Origin of the sequence: Pseudoalteromonas sp. SG44-17, assembly GCF_014164235.1 — a bacterium.
Classification (GTDB): Bacteria; Pseudomonadota; Gammaproteobacteria; order Enterobacterales; family Alteromonadaceae; genus Pseudoalteromonas; species Pseudoalteromonas rhizosphaerae.
Window position 1 is genome coordinate 21,827 of the sequence record NZ_JACJEV010000034.1, and the last position, 19,942, is coordinate 41,768.

Annotated in this window: 19 protein-coding genes; 7 read left to right on the plus strand and 12 right to left on the minus strand. The window is 41.0% G+C overall.

Going from position 1 to position 19,942, the window contains the following annotated elements:
- Positions 1–8 precede the first annotated feature (8 nt).
- A complete protein-coding gene (gene recQ / locus H5182_RS18385; RefSeq protein ID WP_182760422.1) occupies positions 9–1,832 on the minus strand; it encodes a DNA helicase RecQ in 1,824 nt (607 codons plus the stop codon).
- A gap of 110 nt (positions 1,833–1,942) precedes the next feature.
- On the opposite strand from recQ, the gene H5182_RS18390 reads away from it, so the two are divergent.
- Positions 1,943–2,398, plus strand: a complete 456-nt coding sequence (locus tag H5182_RS18390; protein ID WP_182731614.1) for a thioesterase family protein — start codon at positions 1,943–1,945, stop codon at positions 2,396–2,398.
- Positions 2,399–2,450: 52 nt separating this feature from the next.
- On the plus strand, positions 2,451–3,374 hold the full coding sequence (gene rarD / locus H5182_RS18395) for an EamA family transporter RarD (protein ID WP_149980647.1): 924 nt from the start codon (positions 2,451–2,453) through the stop codon (positions 3,372–3,374).
- Here rarD and H5182_RS18400 read toward each other — a convergent pair.
- Both H5182_RS18400 and H5182_RS18405 read right to left on the minus strand, forming a co-directional pair.
- Complete coding sequence (locus H5182_RS18400) at positions 3,371–4,606, minus strand: response regulator (RefSeq protein ID WP_182760423.1); 1,236 nt, start codon at positions 4,604–4,606, stop codon at positions 3,371–3,373. The genes rarD and H5182_RS18400 overlap by 4 nt on opposite strands.
- Before the next feature lie 89 nt (positions 4,607–4,695).
- Positions 4,696–5,070 (minus strand): DUF413 domain-containing protein, encoded by a 375-nt coding sequence (locus H5182_RS18405; RefSeq protein WP_182760424.1) that lies wholly within the window; start codon positions 5,068–5,070, stop codon positions 4,696–4,698.
- Between the two features lie 91 nt (positions 5,071–5,161).
- On the opposite strand from H5182_RS18405, the gene H5182_RS18410 reads away from it, so the two are divergent.
- Both H5182_RS18410 and H5182_RS18415 read left to right on the plus strand, forming a co-directional pair.
- Positions 5,162–6,037 (plus strand): LysR family transcriptional regulator, encoded by an 876-nt coding sequence (locus H5182_RS18410; protein ID WP_145237078.1) that lies wholly within the window; start codon positions 5,162–5,164, stop codon positions 6,035–6,037.
- 159 nt (positions 6,038–6,196) lie between these two features.
- A complete protein-coding gene (locus tag H5182_RS18415; protein ID WP_182735124.1) occupies positions 6,197–7,114 on the plus strand; it encodes a porin in 918 nt (305 codons plus the stop codon).
- Between the two features lie 50 nt (positions 7,115–7,164).
- Here the strand turns inward: H5182_RS18415 and recG are convergent, their stop codons facing one another.
- The 3 genes from recG to asnC are packed head-to-tail and all read right to left on the minus strand — an operon-like array spanning position 7,165 to position 10,506.
- Entirely contained in the window at positions 7,165–9,246 is a 2,082-nt protein-coding gene (recG, locus tag H5182_RS18420) for an ATP-dependent DNA helicase RecG (protein WP_182718081.1), read from the minus strand.
- 60 nt (positions 9,247–9,306) lie between these two features.
- Positions 9,307–9,993 (minus strand): tRNA (guanosine(18)-2'-O)-methyltransferase TrmH, encoded by a 687-nt coding sequence (trmH, locus tag H5182_RS18425; RefSeq protein WP_182732244.1) that lies wholly within the window; start codon positions 9,991–9,993, stop codon positions 9,307–9,309.
- A 54-nt stretch (positions 9,994–10,047) separates the two neighbouring features.
- Positions 10,048–10,506, minus strand: a complete 459-nt coding sequence (gene asnC / locus H5182_RS18430; protein ID WP_145237092.1) for a transcriptional regulator AsnC — start codon at positions 10,504–10,506, stop codon at positions 10,048–10,050.
- Between the two features lie 198 nt (positions 10,507–10,704).
- Between asnC and asnA the strand changes: the two genes are divergently transcribed.
- Entirely contained in the window at positions 10,705–11,700 is a 996-nt protein-coding gene (gene asnA / locus H5182_RS18435) for an aspartate--ammonia ligase (RefSeq protein WP_145237095.1), read from the plus strand.
- Between the two features lie 51 nt (positions 11,701–11,751).
- Here the strand turns inward: asnA and H5182_RS18440 are convergent, their stop codons facing one another.
- The 6 genes from H5182_RS18440 to H5182_RS18465 form a co-directional block, all read right to left on the minus strand.
- Positions 11,752–13,356: a DUF342 domain-containing protein gene (locus H5182_RS18440; RefSeq protein WP_145237098.1), complete on the minus strand. Its 1,605-nt coding sequence runs from the start codon at positions 13,354–13,356 to the stop codon at positions 11,752–11,754.
- A gap of 153 nt (positions 13,357–13,509) precedes the next feature.
- A complete protein-coding gene (locus H5182_RS18445) occupies positions 13,510–13,902 on the minus strand; it encodes a RidA family protein (RefSeq protein WP_145237101.1) in 393 nt (130 codons plus the stop codon).
- A 12-nt stretch (positions 13,903–13,914) separates the two neighbouring features.
- Positions 13,915–16,020, minus strand: coding sequence for a bifunctional GTP diphosphokinase/guanosine-3',5'-bis pyrophosphate 3'-pyrophosphohydrolase (gene spoT, locus H5182_RS18450; protein WP_182718083.1), 2,106 nt, complete (start codon positions 16,018–16,020; stop codon positions 13,915–13,917).
- Positions 16,021–16,148: 128 nt separating this feature from the next.
- On the minus strand, positions 16,149–16,424 hold the full coding sequence (gene rpoZ / locus H5182_RS18455; protein WP_064667923.1) for a DNA-directed RNA polymerase subunit omega: 276 nt from the start codon (positions 16,422–16,424) through the stop codon (positions 16,149–16,151).
- Positions 16,425–16,541: 117 nt separating this feature from the next.
- On the minus strand, positions 16,542–17,162 hold the full coding sequence (gene gmk / locus H5182_RS18460) for a guanylate kinase (protein WP_145237107.1): 621 nt from the start codon (positions 17,160–17,162) through the stop codon (positions 16,542–16,544).
- 112 nt (positions 17,163–17,274) lie between these two features.
- Complete coding sequence (locus tag H5182_RS18465) at positions 17,275–18,135, minus strand: YicC/YloC family endoribonuclease (protein WP_182760425.1); 861 nt, start codon at positions 18,133–18,135, stop codon at positions 17,275–17,277.
- A 178-nt stretch (positions 18,136–18,313) separates the two neighbouring features.
- Here H5182_RS18465 and rph point away from each other — a divergent pair, with 178 nt between their 5' ends.
- Together rph and pyrE are read left to right on the plus strand one after the other, a co-directional pair.
- Positions 18,314–19,027: a ribonuclease PH gene (gene rph, locus H5182_RS18470; RefSeq protein ID WP_145237114.1), complete on the plus strand. Its 714-nt coding sequence runs from the start codon at positions 18,314–18,316 to the stop codon at positions 19,025–19,027.
- Positions 19,028–19,047: 20 nt separating this feature from the next.
- A complete protein-coding gene (gene pyrE, locus H5182_RS18475; protein ID WP_145237117.1) occupies positions 19,048–19,692 on the plus strand; it encodes an orotate phosphoribosyltransferase in 645 nt (214 codons plus the stop codon).
- The last annotated feature ends 250 nt before the right edge of the window (positions 19,693–19,942 follow it).

Here is a 19,942-nt window from a genome sequence, read left to right on the forward strand (position 1 = left end):
CTCTTTATTTAAGACTGGGCTAAGTAGTCGCGTATGGCGTGTAAAAAAGGGCTGCCGTACTTATTGAGTTTAGTAAAGCCAACTCCTGACACTTTGAGAAATTCACTGTCATTGGTTGGCATTAGTTGCGCCATTTCTGCGAGGGTTTTATCGTTAAACACCACATATGGTGGCACATCATCCGCATCGGCAAGCTCTTTACGTAAGGCACGTAGTTTGGCAAATAGCTTTTTATCGTAATTAAACTGAGCGAGCTTGTCTTGGTATACGTGCTTCGCTTGCAGACGTGGTTCAGCCATTTGCAGCGCGTATTGACCTTTCAAAATAGCGCGAGCTCCTTCGGTTAAGCGCAGTGCTGAGCCTTGGGTGATATCTTGACTCAGTAAGCCTTGGTGAATCAGTTGGCGTAAAATACTGAGCCAAAATTCACTACTGTGGTCTTTACCAATGCCATAAGTGCTGAGTTGGTGGTGATTGTTATCCCTAATGCGGCTGGTATTTGCTCCGCGCAGTAGCTCAACTATGTAGCCTAAACCAAACCGTTGTTCGGCACGATACACACACGAAAGGGCTTGTTGTGCCACTAAAGTACCATCAAAACTTTTTGGTGGATTTAGGCAAATATCGCAGTTACCGCACGGTTCGCGTTGATATTCACTAAAATAGTTAAGAAGTATTTGTCGACGACATGTTTGTGCTTCTGCGAAGCTGGCCATGGCGTTAAAACGTTGCTCTTCGACACGACGACGTTGTTCATCTTCAATGTCTTCAAAAAATCGCCTAACACGGCCAATATCGGCCGGATCAAAATACATAATAGCTTCAGCGGCCAAGCCATCACGGCCAGCACGGCCAGTTTCTTGATAGTAAGACTCGATACTTTTGGGAATATCATAATGCAGTACAAAACGGACGTTGGGTTTATTGATGCCCATGCCAAAGGCTACAGTAGCCACCACAATTTGGATATCATCACGGGCGAAACCGGTTTGTACAAATTGGCGTTGCTCGTTACTCATACCAGCATGGTAAGCCGCTGCGTTCATTCCCGCATCAGCGATCTTTTCAGCTATTTCATCAACTCGTTTTCGACTGGTGCAATAAATAATACCACTTTGATTTTGTTGTTCTTTTAAGTAGCGAAGTAATTGCGCCAGCGGTTTGAATTTTTCTTCAATGGTGTAACGAATATTTGGTCGATCGAAACTACCAGTGTGTATATAGGGGGCATTTAAACCAAGCTGCTGGACGATATCAAACCGCGTGGCTTTATCAGCTGTCGCTGTGAGCGCCATCATAGGCACATCTGCAAAGCGTTGTTTTAGTTCGCTTAAGCGGCAGTAGTGAGGGCGAAAATCATGACCCCAATGTGATACACAGTGAGCTTCGTCAATCGCAAATAAACTAATATTAAGGTGACTTAAGCGCTCTTTAAATTCATGTTGCAGCACTTTTTCAGGTGCAACATACAGTAGCTTAAGCAAACCACTGTGCAGTTGTTGATATATTTGCTGCTGTTCGTCGCGGTTTAAACTGTTATTGATATACGCCGCTTTCACCCCGAGCGCTTGCAATTGTGATACTTGATCTTGCATAAGGGAAATTAATGGCGAAATAACGACTGTCAGACCGCTTAAGGCAAGCGCGGGCACTTGGTAGCATACTGATTTGCCGCCGCCAGTTGGCAGCAATACTAGCGAATCTTGGCCGTTAAGGGCTGCATTGATCACCGTTTCTTGGCCATCACGAAATTCGCTATAGCCAAACACTTGTTTGAGTATAGCTGCGGGACTGCGCACTACGGTGCTTGCTGTGGGATTTGGTGTATTCATCGCGGACATTTTAGAGCTTTTAGGCGACCTTGCATAGGTGCTTTTTATCGCACTTTCTTTTTAGTTGTGCTTTACTCATCTTACCAGTTATAAAGTTGCGGATAATAATAATGAATAAAGCCCAATTAATTGACCAAGTTGCTAAAGTTTTTGTAGAGCAAATGCCGTTTAACCAGTTTTTACAAATAAAAGTTAAATCACTAGATGCGGAACAAGCGCAAATAAGCTTTCCTTGGCAGGATGTCTTTATCGGTAATCCCGCTCAAAAAATTCTCCACGGTGGTGTGATCTCTGCGGTGCTTGATAATGTGGGGGGGATGCTCGCTGCGGCGGCGATGATAGATAAGCTCACTGAGCTTAATATAGTTAGTATTCAAACCAAGCTAGCGACACTCGGCACCATCGATTTGCGCACTGATTACTTGCGTCCAGGCAAAGGACTTGAATTTACCGCTAGTGCCAAGCTAATTCGCTCCGGTAATAAAGTATGCGTATGTCGTATGGAGCTCCATAACGAACAAGGTACTCAAATAGCTTTTGGCACGGCAACTTATTTAGTTGGATAAAGCGTAGCTGGCAGGTAAACTAGCGGCCTTTCATCTACATCAGAAACAATCTATGCCAACTAATCCTGAACAGCGTAAAGGTGTTATCTTAGCCTGTATGGCTTTTTTTATGTGGGGCTTAGCACCTATTTATTTTAAATTACTACAGCATATATCAGCTTTTGAAATACTGATGCATCGTGTGGTTTGGTCGGTATTATTCATCGTCATCATTGTTGCAGTAATGAAGCAATGGCATAAAGTGCAGCATGTGCTTAAACACCCTAAACTCATTGCTATGCTGGTTATTACGGCCACCTTACTTGGCTTTAACTGGGGGCTATTTATTTGGGCGGTTAATAATGATCATATGCTTGATGCAAGTCTTGGTTATTATATCAATCCGTTATTAAACGTACTGCTAGGTATGCTTTTTTTAAGTGAAAAACTACGCAAATGGCAAGCGCTAGCGGTTGCTCTGGCGTTATGTGGAGTGGTGATCCAAGTTATTAGTTTTGGCTCATTTCCGGTGGTCGCACTTTCATTAGCAGGGTCATTTGCGGTGTATGGCTTACTTCGTAAAAAGTTACCTATCGAATCATTGCCGGGGTTACTACTAGAGGCATTAATATTATTGCCAGTTGCTTTAGTATATTGGTGGTTAATGGCGCCATCGAATAGCTCTGATTTCGTAGCGAATGATTGGCATACTAATGTATTGTTGATCAGTGCAGGCGTTATTACCACACTGCCACTACTTTGCTTTACAGGTGCTGCCAAGCGATTGCAGTATACTACCTTAGGGTTTTTCCAATATATTGGGCCAAGTTTAATGTTTGTGTTGGCGGTGGTATTTTATGGTGAAGTATTTAGTCCTGAACGAATAGTAACATTTGCTTGTATTTGGAGTGCGCTGGCTATCTTTAGTTGGGATTCCTATCGACAATCACAAAAGCGTAAACGTGAAAATATCCCTGCACCCACTAAGCCTGTTTAAGCAATGACTTTATTGCGGCCAGTTGCTTTAGCCTCATAAAGCTTAATATCGGCCTGTTTTAATAATTCATCAATTTGATAAACAGGCCCGTGTGCGTAACCAATAGAAAGCGTGAATTGAATTTTTTCTTTGCTAAATTCAGGGCTATTGAGCTCAACAAAGTGACGAAAATTATTCAGACGTTTTAATACTTCATCTTTATTTGTGTCATTAAAATACACAGCAAACTCTTCACCGCCTAAACGAGCCGCCAAGTCTTTTGTAAAGTATTTTGCGAAACAAATTGAAAGCCCTTTTAGTACTTCATCACCAGCATCATGGCCGTAGGTATCGTTGATTGCTTTGAAATGGTCAATATCGAGCATCGCCAAAGAGGGAATTAACTCTTTTTTCTGCATTTGCTTTAATGATTTTGTGGTTTCTTCAAAGAAGTAGCGACGATTAGGTAGTTTAGTTAAATAGTCAGTGTTCGCTTGCAAGCGAATGGTGGCAATTTGTTCCAGCATGTCAACGTTCTGGCTCAAACGGCAATAAAATTCTTCGTTATTAAATGGTTTGCGTAAATAGTCGTTTGCGCCATTTTTCAAAAAAAGCGCCGAAAGATGCGCTGCATTTGAGCCGGAAATACCGATTATTGCTTTTTCATCATTACTGTATAAGCGACGAATTTCACCGCATAACTCATCACCATTCATGTTAGGCATTTCGTTATCTGCAATTATAACGGCTATATCGGGTGTTTGTTCGAGCACTGCAAGTGCTTCAATGCCATCACAGGCTTGTAATATTTGATATTTATGACGTCTAAGCAAGCTGCATATATGCAGTCGTGCTGATTGTGAGTCATCAACGACTAATACTTTAACGTTTTCGTTGCGAGGTAAGCGCTGTAGTTGCTTTTCTAAATAATGGTAGGCTTGCTTGTTCTCTTTAGTGATGTAATCAATTATTGGATATTTTTCGACGATATCACGGGTCTTTTCATCTATATTGCCGGTCATTACTATGGTAGGAATTTGAGCTTCAATAGTGCAGGGTACAGCCTCTCCTTGTGGTGCGTCAGGTAGAATAAAGTCTACTACAGCGCAAAAATAGTTATTTTTACTAATTAACTCTTTTGCTTGCGCTAAAGAACAGGCTATATCTGCATCATAGCCAACTTTAATTGCAATGTGTTTTTGCACTCGCGCTATAGTTGGCGTATCTTCAATGATGAGTATTTTTCGTGTCACGTAACACCTTGTTTTTGGCATAGCCAAGTTTATTCAGTTATACAAGTTGTAACTGTTAAAACACGAAAAAGCAAATAACACCATTACTTTTATAAACTATCAGACTCCGAATAGTAGTCTGGATTTTGTGGTGCAGGACTTGAAATTTTAGAACGCCCAAACAGAGTATGAAACTTTGCTTTACAGGTCGTTAGCTTTAGGTATTTAATCCACGCACGTTCAATTGCGTTGGTTGGTTCTTGATTGCCAGAGACAACGGCAAAAAATTGTTCTTGGATTTCATTTTGTGGTTCAAGGGTTTTATAATATAACCCTTTTAGAACAACACCGTGTTGTTCAAGGATACTGGCTTCTAGTAAGGTGAAATTACCGCTGCGGCCGAATCCGCGCGGAAAGTTTTGATCATCATAAAACTGACGTTGGCTTACAAATGCTTGGCGAAGTAGTGAAATATCATTGCTCATGGCTGTTTCCTCATACCCTATTTTCAAGCTGGAGTATGGATCAAGTTGCGCAATTTATTAAACAAAAAATTTTTATCGTGAGGATAAATAATTGGATATAGATTTATTGAAAACCTTTGTCGAAGTGGTACGTACTCGTCACTTTGGTAAAGCGGCTGAAAACCTTTACATTACGCAGTCTGCGGTGAGTTTTCGAATTCGTCAATTAGAACAAGGACTAGGGGTTAATTTATTTATCCGCCAACGTAATAACATCCAATTGACTGCACCAGGGGAGCGCTTATTACCCCATGCGCAAATGATTATTACTGGTATGCAACGAGCTAAAGTCGATGTTGCTCTTGCTGATAATATGCATAAGCAAGTAAGTTTAGCAGGGACGCCCAATATTTGGGATGCTTTTTTACAGTTTGGTATCACTAATATTGTTTCTGCAATGCCAGGGGTATCGCTGGTGGCTGAAGTTAAAGCACAGCAAGAAAGTACAAGGTTATTATTAGAGCGCACCTTAGATCTAGCGATTTTATTTGATCCACCAAAAGTGGATGAATTAGTAGTTGAGCGTATTTGCACCTTGCCAATTATACCTATCAGTGCATTTGAAGGAGCTGCTAATGATAACTTTTTTGATAATCAATATGTCTATGTTGACTGGGGAACTACCTTCTCACTTTGGCATGCACGGCAATTTACTGGCCACACTCCACCATATTTTCGTACCAGCACAGGACGCATTGCATTAGATTTGATACTACAATGTGGAGGTAGTGCATTTATTCCTGAAGTTTTAGCGAAAAGCCATATAGATAAAGGGGAGCTACATCGAGTGTCTGATGTGGAACATACTTCTCGGGATATTTTTGTCGCTTATCACAGAGATAATGAACAAAAACCCTTGCTTGAGACGTTGGTTAATTTATTACTGGAATTAACACCAACAATAAGCAGTGAATTTAGTGCTAAGTAAGCTATATATGACAGTTTTGTGTTGATTTGATGTCTTTTGTTGTTCCTTTTTATGAATAATATGAGTCATAAATATTTCTGTTGTAATATTTCTGTCATTTACCGCAGGCAAAATGCAGCGAATTAAAAATTAGTCTGTTGCGTTTATTGAGGAAATAATATGAAATTTGCAAAGTCGAGCCTATTACTAGCTGTGTTAAGTGGTTTATCTTTTTCTGCATTTGCTGATGTTGATGTGTATGGTAAAGCAAATGTCTCTGTGCAATCTTCGGATGACGGTGAAGGGTCATTCAGCGAAATTAAAAGCAATGCATCGCGAATCGGTTTTAAAGGTTCTGAAAACATCAGTGATGGCTTAGAAGCTATTTATAAGTTCGAATTTCAAGTTAATGTTTCTGATGATTCAAAAGACACGGTTACATCACGTAATCAATACGTTGGTTTAAAAGGTGGATTTGGTCAACTAGTGATTGGCCGTAATGATACTGCTTTAAAGCAATCACAAGGAAAGTTGGATTTATTTGATAACCTTGAAGGTGATATCAAAAATTTATTTAAAGGTGAAAACCGTCTTAGTGATACAGTTACTTATTCATCAAAGGATTTAAGTGGCTTTAAAGTGCTTGCAACTTACGTTGCAGAAAAAGACAGTGATGGCGATAGCGGTTATTCATTAGCACTTACTTATGGCGATGCTGGACTGAAGAAAAGCAATGTTTATGCATCAGTTGCTGCCGACAGTGAAGTTAATGGTTATGATGTTGTACGCGCTACCGTGCAAGGGAAGGTAGCTGATTTTAAATTAGGTGCAATGTACCAAAGCCAAGAAAAAGTGGATGGTAGCGGTGATGCCGATGGTTATTTAGTTAATGCGGCTTACACTCTTGATAGCAATACATTTAAAGTTCAATACCAAGTAATGGATTTTGATGCGGGTGATAAAAAGTCTGCCATCTCTGCAGGTGTTGATCACTCCTTGAGCAAAAACACCAAGTTATTTGCCTTCTACACTAATTTTGATATGGACAGCAATGTTGATCAAGATTACTTAGGTGTTGGCATGGAATACAAGTTTTAGTCTTTAGACTGTTGAAAAAGCCTTACTTATTACAGTAAGGCTTTTTACTATTAAGCTTGTGCATACACTGATTTACCCGCAAGCCAGCGATTGATTAGTTGTTCTACTTGTTCAGGATACTGGCGGAGCATTTGTAGTGCGATAGGTCTGACTAAGTTGAGTGTGTGCTTATCTCTGGTTAAGTCAGCAATTTTAAATTCCGCTAAACCTGTTTGTTTTGTGCCGAGCACTTCACCTGGACCACGAATTTCCAAATCACGTTCTGCAATTACAAAACCATCATTGCTATCTCTTAGAACAGCCAAACGTTTTTGTGCAGTATGAGACAGCGGTGCGTGGTATAAAAGCACACAATGGGATGCGATTGCACCACGACCAACTCGACCACGTAACTGATGTAATTGTGCAAGGCCAAGCCGTTCAGGATTTTCAATGATGATCAAACTGGCATTCGGCACATCTACACCGACTTCAATGACCGTTGTCGCCACTAATATATGAATCTTTCCAGCTTTGAACTCGCTCATAATAGCTTGCTTTTCTGCTGCTTTCATACGGCCATGAACTAATCCTATAGTTAACTCTGGCAGTGCATGAGTTAATTGCAGTGCGCTATCTTCTGCTGCTTGGCATTGCAATGCTTCCGATTCATCAATTAAGGTGCATACCCAATATACTTGACGACCTTGCTCGGTACAGGCTGTTTTTACACGAGCAATAATTTCATCACGACGCGTATCAGGTAGTGCAATGGTTTTAATTGGGGTACGTCCTGGTGGCAACTCATCAATCACGGACGTTTCTAAATCGGCATAAGCTGTCATCGCCAGTGTACGTGGGATCGGTGTTGCTGTCATAACCAGTTGATGGGGATAGCAATCACCAAAACGGCCTTTTTCTCGTAGCGATAAGCGCTGATGGACGCCAAAGCGGTGTTGTTCGTCAATAATAATAAGCACTAGGTTATTAAATGTTACTTGTTCTTGAAATAACGCATGAGTCCCAACAATCATTTGCGCTTCACCTGATGCTATTTTTTCAAGCGTTGCGCTGCGTTCTTTTCCTTTGGTTTTACCACCGAGCCATGCTGTAGTTATACCTAAAGCCGTAAACCAATTTTCGAAAGTAATGCCATGTTGTTCTGACAGAATTTCGGTGGGTGCCATTAATGCCACCTGATAGCCCTGTGCGATAGCTGTTAAGGCGCTCAGTGCCGCAACCAGGGTTTTACCTGAGCCAACATCGCCTTGTACTAAGCGCATCATTGGATAAGGAGACTGCAAATCGTTTTTTATTTCAGCGACGACTTTGTTTTGCGCGTTGGTTGGAGCAAAGGGGAGCTGCGCTAAAAAGTCATGCTCCAGATGATTAATAGGGTTCAGAGCAACTGCTTTTACTTGCTGTCCTTGTTGACGTAATTTTAATAAGCTCAAATTTTGCGCCAGTAACTCTTCAAACACTAAACGTTGTTGAGCCGGGTGCAGGCCTTGCTCTAATGCGGTGATATCTACATCATTAGCGGGGCGATGTAAAAGTAGCAGTGCTTGAGTTAAATCCATACCAGCGTGTTGGAATTGCACTGGCAATAACTCTTCTACCTGATATTTTTCAAGTAATGCAATCGCCTGATCACTTAATGCACGGATCGACAGTTGTTTTAACCCTTCCGTTGTCGAGTAAACAGGCGTTAGTGTGGTTGCTGTTGGTTGTTCGCTCGGTGTATCGCTGAGGCTGTATTCAGGATGAGTCATTTCATAACCGACTCTGCCACGTCGTACCTCGCCAAAACAGCGGATCACCTTACCGCTACTTAAGGTATTCTTTTGTGCTGCAGTAAAATTAAAAAATCGCAGGGTGAGTCGTCCAGTACCATCGTTAACTTGGCAAACGAGCATTTTACGTTTACCAAAGGTAATTTGGCTGGTTTCTATGGTGGCTTCAATACTGACATGACTATGCACAGCTAAATCACTGATAGCATAAATACGGGTGCGGTCTTCATATCGAAGCGGTAGATGAAAGAGCATATCTTGCACTGTGCTAATGCCGAGTTTTTTTAGCCGCTCGGCCATCTTTGGACCAACGCCTTTGAGGTCAGTGATTGGGTAGCGGCTTAAAGTTGGCTTTGACACAATACGCTCAAATCTTTCATTTTTAGATACTTTTTAGTTTACGTGCGAACAGGCCTGTCATCAAGCATGTTTTAATTTGTGCCAAAACTCATCATCAGCGATGATTTCACCATTTTCATCGAGGGCTGGATAGGGTTGCGATTTTTCTTTGCATTTTTGTGCAATGATTGGATGGCAACCTTCAAATAGCATCTTATGTTTTATGCTCTCATCCAGCATAGTGCGCTCATATAAGCCGGCTTGCAGGCGTTGGTTTTGTGCCTCAAATAATATCAGTGCAGCGGCCACAGACACATTCAGAGACTGCGCCATACCTTGCATTGGAATAATAATGTTTTTATCTGCGTGGGCAAGTGCTTGTGGAGAGATCCCGGTTTTTTCTTGGCCGACAATAATGGCTGTTGGCAGAGTATAATCAATCTCACGGTAGTCAACAGCATCAGGGCATAAGTTAGTAGCGAGTATTTGTACTTGCGGATTATGCAGGCGCATCATAGCCACAGCGCTGTCGATATCTTTATGTAAGTGAGTTGCGATCCAATTTTTACTGCCCCCAGAGGTATTATTGGTGAGCCATTTTTGGTTTTGTGGCCATACTGCATGAACATTATGGCAACCCACAGCATCAGCGCTGCGAACAATTGCAGACAAGTTATGGTGTTTGTGCACATCTTCTAAGCACACGGTTAAATCGGTTTGACGACGATCTAGTACGTGTTTAATGCGATGATAGCGGGTGTTTTCCATTTGTAGCCTTGTCTGAACTCATAAAATTGCCGCTATTATACGGGAATTACCGTCTTAAGGCATTACTGAGCGGCTAATTGGGTTTTGCAGTGATATTAGCGTTTCGGTTGACTGAATAGCTTCGATAGCTTGAATCTTATTGATCAATACATCTTGTAAATGATCAATTGAACGGGTCATTACCTTAATAAAAATACTGTAGTTACCGGTTGTGTAATAAGCCTCAACGACTTCTTCAAGTTCCTTTAGGTGCAATAAGGTTTGTGGGTAGTCTCGAGCATTATTGAGGTTGATGCCAATAAAACAACATACATCGTAGCCTAACTGCTTGGCATTGACGCTAACTTGGGTGCCTGTAATGATCCCGGCTTGTTTCATTTTTTCAATCCGTACATGAATTGTACCTGCGCTAACGGCGAACCGTTTGGCTAATTCTGCATAGGCTGTGCGGGCATTATCCATTAATGCGTGGAGGATCTGTTTATCAAGATTATCGATTTGATAATTTTCCATATAAATATCATCTTTAAATTATTGAATCATCATTTTTTATACCACTAAATTAATCAAATTAATATGGTAAAGGTGTTTTTGTTGTTGGTTATTGAATTAAAGTGCAAAATGATTGAGGATTGCTTTAACGACATGGTTGCTCATAGTGCAATCATGCATTTATGCAAGTAACAATAACTGGGAATGAGGCCAATTATTATGAGTTCACACTTTGTCCAGCAACAGCTGCAAATTAGTAAAGTTAAACAGTATTTTTCACACCAGCTAGAACAACAGCTAGGGTTAATTGAAGTACAAGCGCCTATTTTGGCTAAAGTAGGCGATGGTATCCAAGATAACCTAAGTGGCACTGAAAATGCGGTTGCGGTAAAAGTTAAAACTATTCCAGCGAGTCAATTTGAAGTGGTTCACTCTTTGGCAAAATGGAAGCGAAAAACACTAGCTGAGCACGGCTTTGCAATTGGTGAAGGTTTATACACACATATGAAAGCGTTGCGCCCGGATGAAGAGTCATTAAGCCCCATCCATTCTGTTTATGTTGATCAGTGGGATTGGGAGAAAGTAATTTGTGCCAGTTCTGAGCGCTCTCTTGATAAGTTAAAAGAAACAGTACAAGCCTTGTATAAAGGCTTAAAAGCAACCGAGCAATTTGTTGCTGATGAATTTGGTATATCACCATTTTTACCCGCTGATATTACTTTTGTACACAGTGAACAGTTACGTCAAATGTACCCTGATTTTACCGCCAAGCAGCGCGAAAAAGCGATTACACAAGAATATGGTGCGGTGTTTTTGATAGGCATTGGTGGGGCATTAGCCGATGGTAAGATTCATGATGTACGCGCACCTGACTACGATGATTGGTCGACTCAGACCTGCGAGCAATACAGTGGCTTAAATGGTGATATTTTACTGTGGAACCCTGTGCTTGAAGATGCTTTTGAAATTTCATCAATGGGTATTCGCGTATCACCAGAAGCATTAGTTGCACAGCTTGCAATTACCGGTGACCAAGCTCGTTTAGAATTTGATTGGCATAAGCAACTACTAGCTAAACAATTACCACAGACAATAGGTGGTGGCATTGGTCAATCTCGATTGGCGATGTTGTTATTACAAAAACCTCACATCGGTCAAGTACAAGTAAGTGTATGGCCGGAGGAGTTAAAACAACAAGTGGCTGGTATTTTATAACGTAGACGAGAGAATAGAGACTATCTGCTGTTAGTCTCTATCTGCTTGCGATCAACTGGTTTTAAATTCAATCTCTATTTTTCCTTCTTGCAGTTTTACGTTACAAGGAGGATAGCTGCGATTTGTTCTTAATACTTTATCGAAAATGTGGATTTCTACCCCAGAATGCAATTTTTTATTGACCGCTAAATTAGCATTATCAAGTAGTTCATATAGACTTTGTTCTAGCGTTGTTAGGCGTTTTTCTAGCTGCTCTGCTTGTTGGCAATAATGTTGCTGAGTAGCTCCAATTTTAGCGAGCAATAGTTTTTTCTTATCTAAATCTTTTACTAAATCGGCCTTTTCTAGCGTTGCTTGCAGGGTGTCTAATTGCTCATCGGTTTTAGCTAATTCTTTAAGGCATTCATCGGTTTCAGTAGTAACAGACTTTCCTGAGGCAACCATGTTTATGAGCATTTTAGCGCCAGATTCATTACCAATTTCACCAGCGATAATCATTCCGGCATCCAGAATCTCGCCACCAAATAACTTCCCTTGTGGATTGTCTGCTTGGCCTATCTGTAAAAGCTTAGTCGCTTTCATTGCGCAGTGGCTAGCTTGGCGCTCAATAAAAATATTATTACCTTCAAGGTAGCTATATTGGGCGTGAGATAAATGAATATCACCGTTACAAATAATTTTGCACGAAAGTGTTTTATCATCTAGCTGGTGGCCAATCACACCTTGTTTAATGGTGATATTACCTTGCGCTGTCAGTTCTCCGGATTCAACCGTCCCCATCACAGTTATATCGCCTTTCGCGGTTACTTTCATGCCTGGCTCTATATTATGAGTGACAATAATGCTGCCATCAAAGTTTATATGGCCGCTTTTAACTGTGACATCGCCAATCGTAAAAATATCATCAACGCGCATGCCATTTTGTATTTCTACTGGTACGCCCGCAATACTTGAGATTAATTCAAGAGGATTAGTTTTTGATATTTCACTGCCCTCACCAGCAACTAGCGGGCTACTTTCTCCTGCTTTTGCCGGAAGTACATCGCCTTTTACGGTAAAACCTTCTTTACCAGGGGTTGCGGGTTGCTGTCGAACTAACAATGTACCGGGTTCAACACTTGCTAACTTGCCAAAGTCGCGCATATCGACAGTGCCATCTTCGCGCAGTTTCGGGGTATGCAAACGCTCTTTTAAAGTTAATACTTGAGGGAGTAATTTTGATGATTTGCCGTCTTCTGGTAAGCGACCTTTAGCGAGGATACCTTTAACGGTAGTGCCAGCGGGTAATTCAAATTGTTTTTGTAGCAGCTGCTCTAAAAATGCTTGTTTGTAGCCCCGAGCAACCCCAGCTTTGATCAGCTGCTGTTTCGCTTGATCAAGGGCTAAAACTTTGCCACCTTGTGCGAGTGTGAGTTCGCCTGTTGCTAACATTTTATCATCACTGAGTGTAACAGTTAGTGTGGCGTCATGCTTACTGGCAACCACTAAACTACGTTCGCTACTAGGCTCTTTAAAAAAAGCATTGATAGCATCATAGTCTATGCGACATTCACAGAATGTTGATTTTTCTAGAGCCTCAATAACAAAAGCGGCACTAGGCGGCGAATGTTCTATAACATCGAGTAGTACATTACCGTTATGAGCAAGCTTAAACACGGATCATCCTTTTACAACACTTAAGTTAAAGGTTTTTATAATTATATAAGGATAGAGTGCTAGAGATTTGAATAACTGTCAAGAAAATCGAGGAAAAGGGGACTGATGAGTTAATACACCTAAGCATAAATACTTAGGTGTATTGCTGTAAGCTTAATTTGTTGAAGGCAATTCCATAATACCGTCAATTTCAACTTGCACGTTTTTTGGTAATGCGCGCACGCCAATTGCTGCTCGGGCAGGATAAGGTGCTTTGAAGTATTGGCTCATTACTTCATTTACCGTCGCAAAGTTAGATAGATCAGTTAAATAGATATTAACTTTTACCAAGTCTTGGATGTTGCCACCGGCTTCTTCACATACCGCACTAATATTTTTAAATACTTGATGTGTTTGTTCTGCGAAATCTTCAGAGATCACTTCCATCGTTGCGGGAACTAATGGAATTTGACCCGATAAGTAAACTGCTGTACCAACTTTTACTGCTTGGCTATAAGTGCCGATGGCAGCAGGTGCTAGATCCGTAGAAATAAATGCTTTATTCATGATTTTCCTATATTATTTTTTACGATAGACTTTTTGCACATCAGGCATTACGCGAATGCGGCGCATGATATTAGCAACATGGACACGGTTTTTCACGGTGATCCCTAAATCTATCACGTATAAATTACTTTCTTTTTCATCTGTGGCAATTTCCACTATGTTTGCTTGGGTTGTAGCAATTACATTGGTTAGTTTTGCGAGTGCGCCTTGGTGGTTTATGATTTCTACACGCAGTGCTGCAATATATTCTTTTTCTGGATTATCATCCCATTTAACAACCAAGTACTTGGAGCGTTCAGTTTCCCAGCCACGAATATTTTTACATTCTTGGCGGTGAACCGTGATGCCTTTACCTTGGCTTATATGTGCGGTGATAGCATCCCCTGGCACTGGTCGACAACATTTAGAATAATTAACTAGCATGCCTTCAGTACCAATAATGGTCGCTTTAGCATTTTTAGTCATATCGCCTAAATCATCATTGTCATTTTGCAGTAAGCGGCGTGCGATCAGCATGCTCATTAAATTACCGCAGCCAATTTCAACTAATAGCTCTAATACAGTATTGAGTTCATGTTCTGCTAATACGCGACTAATATTTTCGTCAGGCAGATCATCGAACTTCGTTTCACCTAAAGCTGAGTCGAGTAAGCGACGGCCAAGTAATAAAGCTTCTTCATGATGTTGGCTCCTCAGGTAATTGCGAATTCCTAAACGTGCTTTACCGGTAACAATAAAGTTTAACCACGTTGCGTTAGGGTGCGCACCTGAGCTGGTAATCACTTCAACTGTTTGACCCGTATCTAATGCTTTACTTAACGGATGAGGTTTGCGGTTAACGCGTGCACCCACACAGGTATTACCAACATCGGTATGGACCGCGTATGCAAAATCAACGGCGGTTGCACCCATAGGTAACTCGACTATGCGACCATCAGGAGTGAACACGTAAATTTCTTCTGGGAATAGCTCTGTTTTAACGTTTTCAACAAATTCAAATGATGAGCCTGCGCTTTGTTGTAATTCCAACAAACTTTGCATCCACTGACGTGCACGTTGTTGTGCAGTGTGGCCTGCGTTATCACCGGATTTTTTATACATCCAATGAGCAGCAACTCCTTTATCTGCCATGTGATCCATATCGTGAGTACGGATCTGGATCTCAACAGGGATCCCATGAGGACCAACTAATGAGGTATGCAACGATTGATAACCATTAGTTTTAGGTACTGCTATATAATCTTTAAAGCGAGTTTCGATTGGCTTATATAAATTATGGGCAACACCAAGTACCCGATAGCAGATATCCATTGAATCAACTGCAATTCTAAATGCGTAGATATCCATGACTTCATTAAACAGTAACTCTTTATTAAGCATTTTTTTATAAATACTATATAAGTGTTTTTCGCGCCCAGAAACAGTGGCTGTAATGCCAGCTTCTTCAAGGCGTGCTGTTATCTCGGTTTGGATATTTGAAATGACTTCTTTGCGATTGCCGCGCGCTTTGGCAACTTCTGACTTTAAAGCGCGATGACGCATCGGGTAGAGGGCTTGAAAACCTAAATCCTCTAACTCATTTTTAATATCGTGAATACCTAAACGATTAGCAATCGGCGCATAAATCTCTAACGTTTCGCGGGCAATACGTCGACGTTTGTCAGGACGTAATGCTCCAAGAGTGCGCATATTATGAGTACGATCAGCAAGTTTGATTAAAATAACACGAATATCTTGTGTCATTGCCATAATCATTTTTCGATAGTTTTCAGCTTGGAATTCTTTTTTATCTTTAAAGCTGAGCTTATCAAGCTTGCTTACGCCCTCAACTAATTCGGCGACTGTCTCGCCAAAAATTTCGGCTAAATCTTGTTGGCTAAAGTCGGTGTCTTCAATCACATCATGCATTAATGCAGCCATTAACGTTTCGTGATCTAAATGCATACCAGCCAGAATTTGGCTTACTTCAACAGGGTGAGTAATGTAAGGTTCGCCACTTGAGCGAGTTTGACCCTCATGGGCCTCTCGGGCTACCACATAGGCTTTTTGTACCAGCTCTACATCAGCAGCAGGTAAGTATTCTGATATTTTCTTTTTTAGACCTTCAAAAAGATACATTCACACTCCAATGTTCTCGTGAAGCAAATAGGTAACGGTATGTTAAGAATATACGATGAAAAGAAGGGATTGCCAACGGCTAGAATAGAAATACTATACCGTTGGCTAAATCAGACAAGGAAGTCAGATTATTGGTTGCCGCCTACAATAGCTGCAACTGCAGCCATTTCAGCCGCCTCTTGATGTTGTTGCTCTTCACGATCAATAAGATCCATTGATGAGCTATCTACTAAACCAAGTTCAATTTCACGTAAAGCAACAACCGTTGGTTTATCGTTTTCAGGATCAACCAGTGGCTTTTTACCACCGACCGCGATTTGACGGGCACGACGGGCCGCAACTAAAATTAAATCAAAACGATTACCAATTGCATCTACTGCATCTTCAACAGTTACGCGAGCCATCTTAGCACTCCAAATAAATTTTTAAGCAAAGACGTAGTTTACTGCACCGAGTCAGATTCGCCAATAGCTTGTGGTTAATTTAAACAAATAAAATACTTACTGAACCCAAATTAGGATTTAACGCAGTAAGTCTACGAGTAAATCTTGATGGCGAATAGCTTGGCTTTGTAGCGATAAGCGTTTTGCCAATACGATCGTCTCAATTTCCTTCAGCGCAGTTGCAAAATCATCGTTAACCACGACATAGTCATATTCATTGTAATGAGACGTTTCAGATTGTGCTTTTGCCATGCGACCAGCAATGATTTCTTGTGAATCTTGGCCGCGATTATTTAAGCGCGCTTCAAGCTCAACTTTTGACGGTGGTAGGATAAAAATGGTTTCAACATCAGCGACCAGATCACGAACTTGACGTGCACCTTGCCAATCAATATCTAAAAATACATCAATACCTGCTGCAAGCTGCTCTTCAATTGCTTGCTTTGATGTACCGTAGTAATTATCGAACACTTGCGCCCATTCAAAAAAATCATTCTTTTCAATTAATGATTTGAATTCATCAACATTTACAAAGTGGTAATGCACGCCATTTGCTTCGCCCGGACGAGGCGAGCGAGTAGTATGCGATACAGATACTTTCATATCATTATACTTAGTTAACAATGCATTGATTAAGCTGGATTTACCCGCACCAGATGGTGCCGATAAAATAAATAAGTTTCCGCGAGTTTGCGTCATTACTTTGCTCTCTACTAAAAATAAATAGGCTTGAGTTACAAGTAACTCAAGCCTTAGATAACACCATTATACTTTAATAACCAAACACTGCTCAAGTTGAGCCAAGAAACACTTACTCAATATTCTGGATCTGCTCACGCATTTGCTCTATCAATACTTTAAGCTCAACCGCCGCATTGGTGATGTCGCTATTGATTGATTTAGAGGCGAGGGTGTTTGCTTCGCGGTTAAACTCTTGCATCATGAAATCTAAACGACGACCACAAGCGCCACCTTTTTTAAGGATTTTTTTAGTTTCTTTGACATGAGATTTTAAACGGTCTAGTTCTTCAGCTACGTCTTGTTTTTGTGCAAGGTAGATGAGCTCTTGCTCAAGGCGAGCTTCGTCAATATTTGCAGTTAAATCTTCTAATTTTTGTGCTAATTTTTCACGCTGCCATTTGGCAATTTCTGGCATGTGAGTTTCAACTATCGCTACTTGATCTAAAATAGCATCAAGGCGAGTGGCTATCATCTCTTCAAGATTAGCGCCTTCATCACCACGTGCAGATTTAAAATCTTCAATCACTTGATCAAAACCAGCAATGAGTGCGGTGTTAACGCTATCCATATCTAGCTCTTCAGCTTCCATAACACCAGGCCAACGTAAGATGTCGACAGGATTAATATCGCCATTACTTTGTTGTTGCACCCATTTGGCGCTATTGATCAGTTGTGCAGCCAACGCCTCATTAATTGAAAGTTCACCAACATGGGCTGGGTTTGCCACAAACTTTAAGAACACTTCAACCTTGCCGCGTTGTAAATGTTTACGTAGGCGCTCACGGATCACCGGCTCCATGCCACGAAATTGCTCAGGTGCGCGAATAAAGGTTTCAAGGTAGCGTTGGTTAACTGAACGAACTTCCCACGTGCCAGTGCCCCAATCGCCTTTTATTTCGCGACGCGCGTAAGCAGTCATACTGTGGATCATGGATGGTTTCCTAGTTTTATTAAACAATATTAAAAGTGATTATACCGTAACACTGGTTAAGCTCTAGCGGAAATTTTTGTTGCTGCGAATTTTACAATTTGCTTTTGTTTAAATCAGCATGGCATCTACAGCTATATATACATATAATGTGGGAAATTCTGAATTAAGGGGATCGTGAATGCGTCCAAGCGAAAGAACACCTAACCAAATTAGACCGGTTACATTTACACGTAATTACACTTTGCATGCTGAAGGCTCTGTGTTGGTTGAGTTTGGTAACACAAAAGTACTTTGTACAGCCACTGTTGAATCAGGTGTACCGCGTTTTATGAAAGGCCAAGGTAAAGGCTGGATCACAGCTGAGTACGGTATGTTACCGCGCTCTACCCATACCCGAAATGGCCGTGAAGCGGCGCGTGGCAAGCAAAGCGGTCGTACTATGGAAATTCAACGTTTAATTGCACGCGCACTTCGTGCCGCAGTTGATTTAAAAGCGTTAGGCGAAAATACCATTACTATTGATTGTGATGTTATTCAAGCTGATGGCGGAACTCGTACTGCATCAATCAGTGGTGCTTGTGTTGCTCTAGTCGATGCGTTAACACATATGCGTAGCAAGGGTATGATCAATTCAAATCCTCTTAAATTTATGATTGCAGCTATTTCGGTAGGTATTTATAAAGGCCAAGCTATTAGCGATTTAGAATATTTAGAAGATTCTGACGCTGAAACAGATATGAACGTAATTCTGACCGAAACAGGTAAAATTATTGAAGTGCAGGGTACAGCCGAGGGCGAACCTTTCTCGTTTGATGAGCTTGATGAATTACTCACTCTTGCGAAGCATTCAATCCGCGAAATCATTGACGTTCAGAAGCAAGCATTAGCTTAATAAGTAATAGGTTTATAGTAATGAAAGATTATCAAATAGAGTTTATTGAATTCGCCTTAGAAAAACAGGTGTTAAAGTTTGGTGAGTTTACTTTAAAGTCTGGCCGTACTAGCCCTTACTTCTTTAATGCGGGGTTGTTTAATACAGGTCGTGACCTTGCACGTCTTGGTCGTTTTTATGCTGCCGCCCTTGAAGATGCAGGCATTGAATATGATGTTTTATTCGGTCCTGCTTATAAAGGTATTCCAATTGCAACAACTACCGCAGTAGCACTTGCAGATCATCACAATAAAGATGTGCCTTATTGCTTTAACCGTAAAGAGAAGAAAGCACACGGTGAAGGCGGCACATTAGTAGGCTCTGAGCTAAAAGGCAAAATCATGTTAGTAGATGACGTGATCACTGCTGGCACAGCAATTCGTGAGTCTATGGAAATTATTGCAGAAAATGGTGCGGATCTAAGTGGTGTCTTGATAGCTCTTGATCGTCAAGAAAAAGGCAAAGCTGAACTGTCTGCAATTCAAGAAGTAGAACGTGACTTTAATACTAAAGTAGTTTCAATAGTAAAACTTGCAGATTTAATTAGCTACCTTGAAACTAAAGGTACTATGAACGAGCATCTTGCATCAGTAAAAGCTTATCGTGAGCAATATGGTATAGCTTAATCTAAGTATACTTAAAGCTATTCAACAAAAGCCCGATGATTTTCATCGGGCTTTTGCGTTTTATAACCGTATAAAGTTATTTTGAAGTTAAAAAAGTATCTCTTTTGTAGGGTTTGGCTTGAATTTTGAACGAACAGCACTTTATTTCAAGTTTTCTTTAAAAAACGCTTGCGTAAAATTCGCCGCGCCCTATAATGCGACCCCACTGAGACGGCAGACAGCAACGCTTAGCGAGGCAAGAGTTAATCAG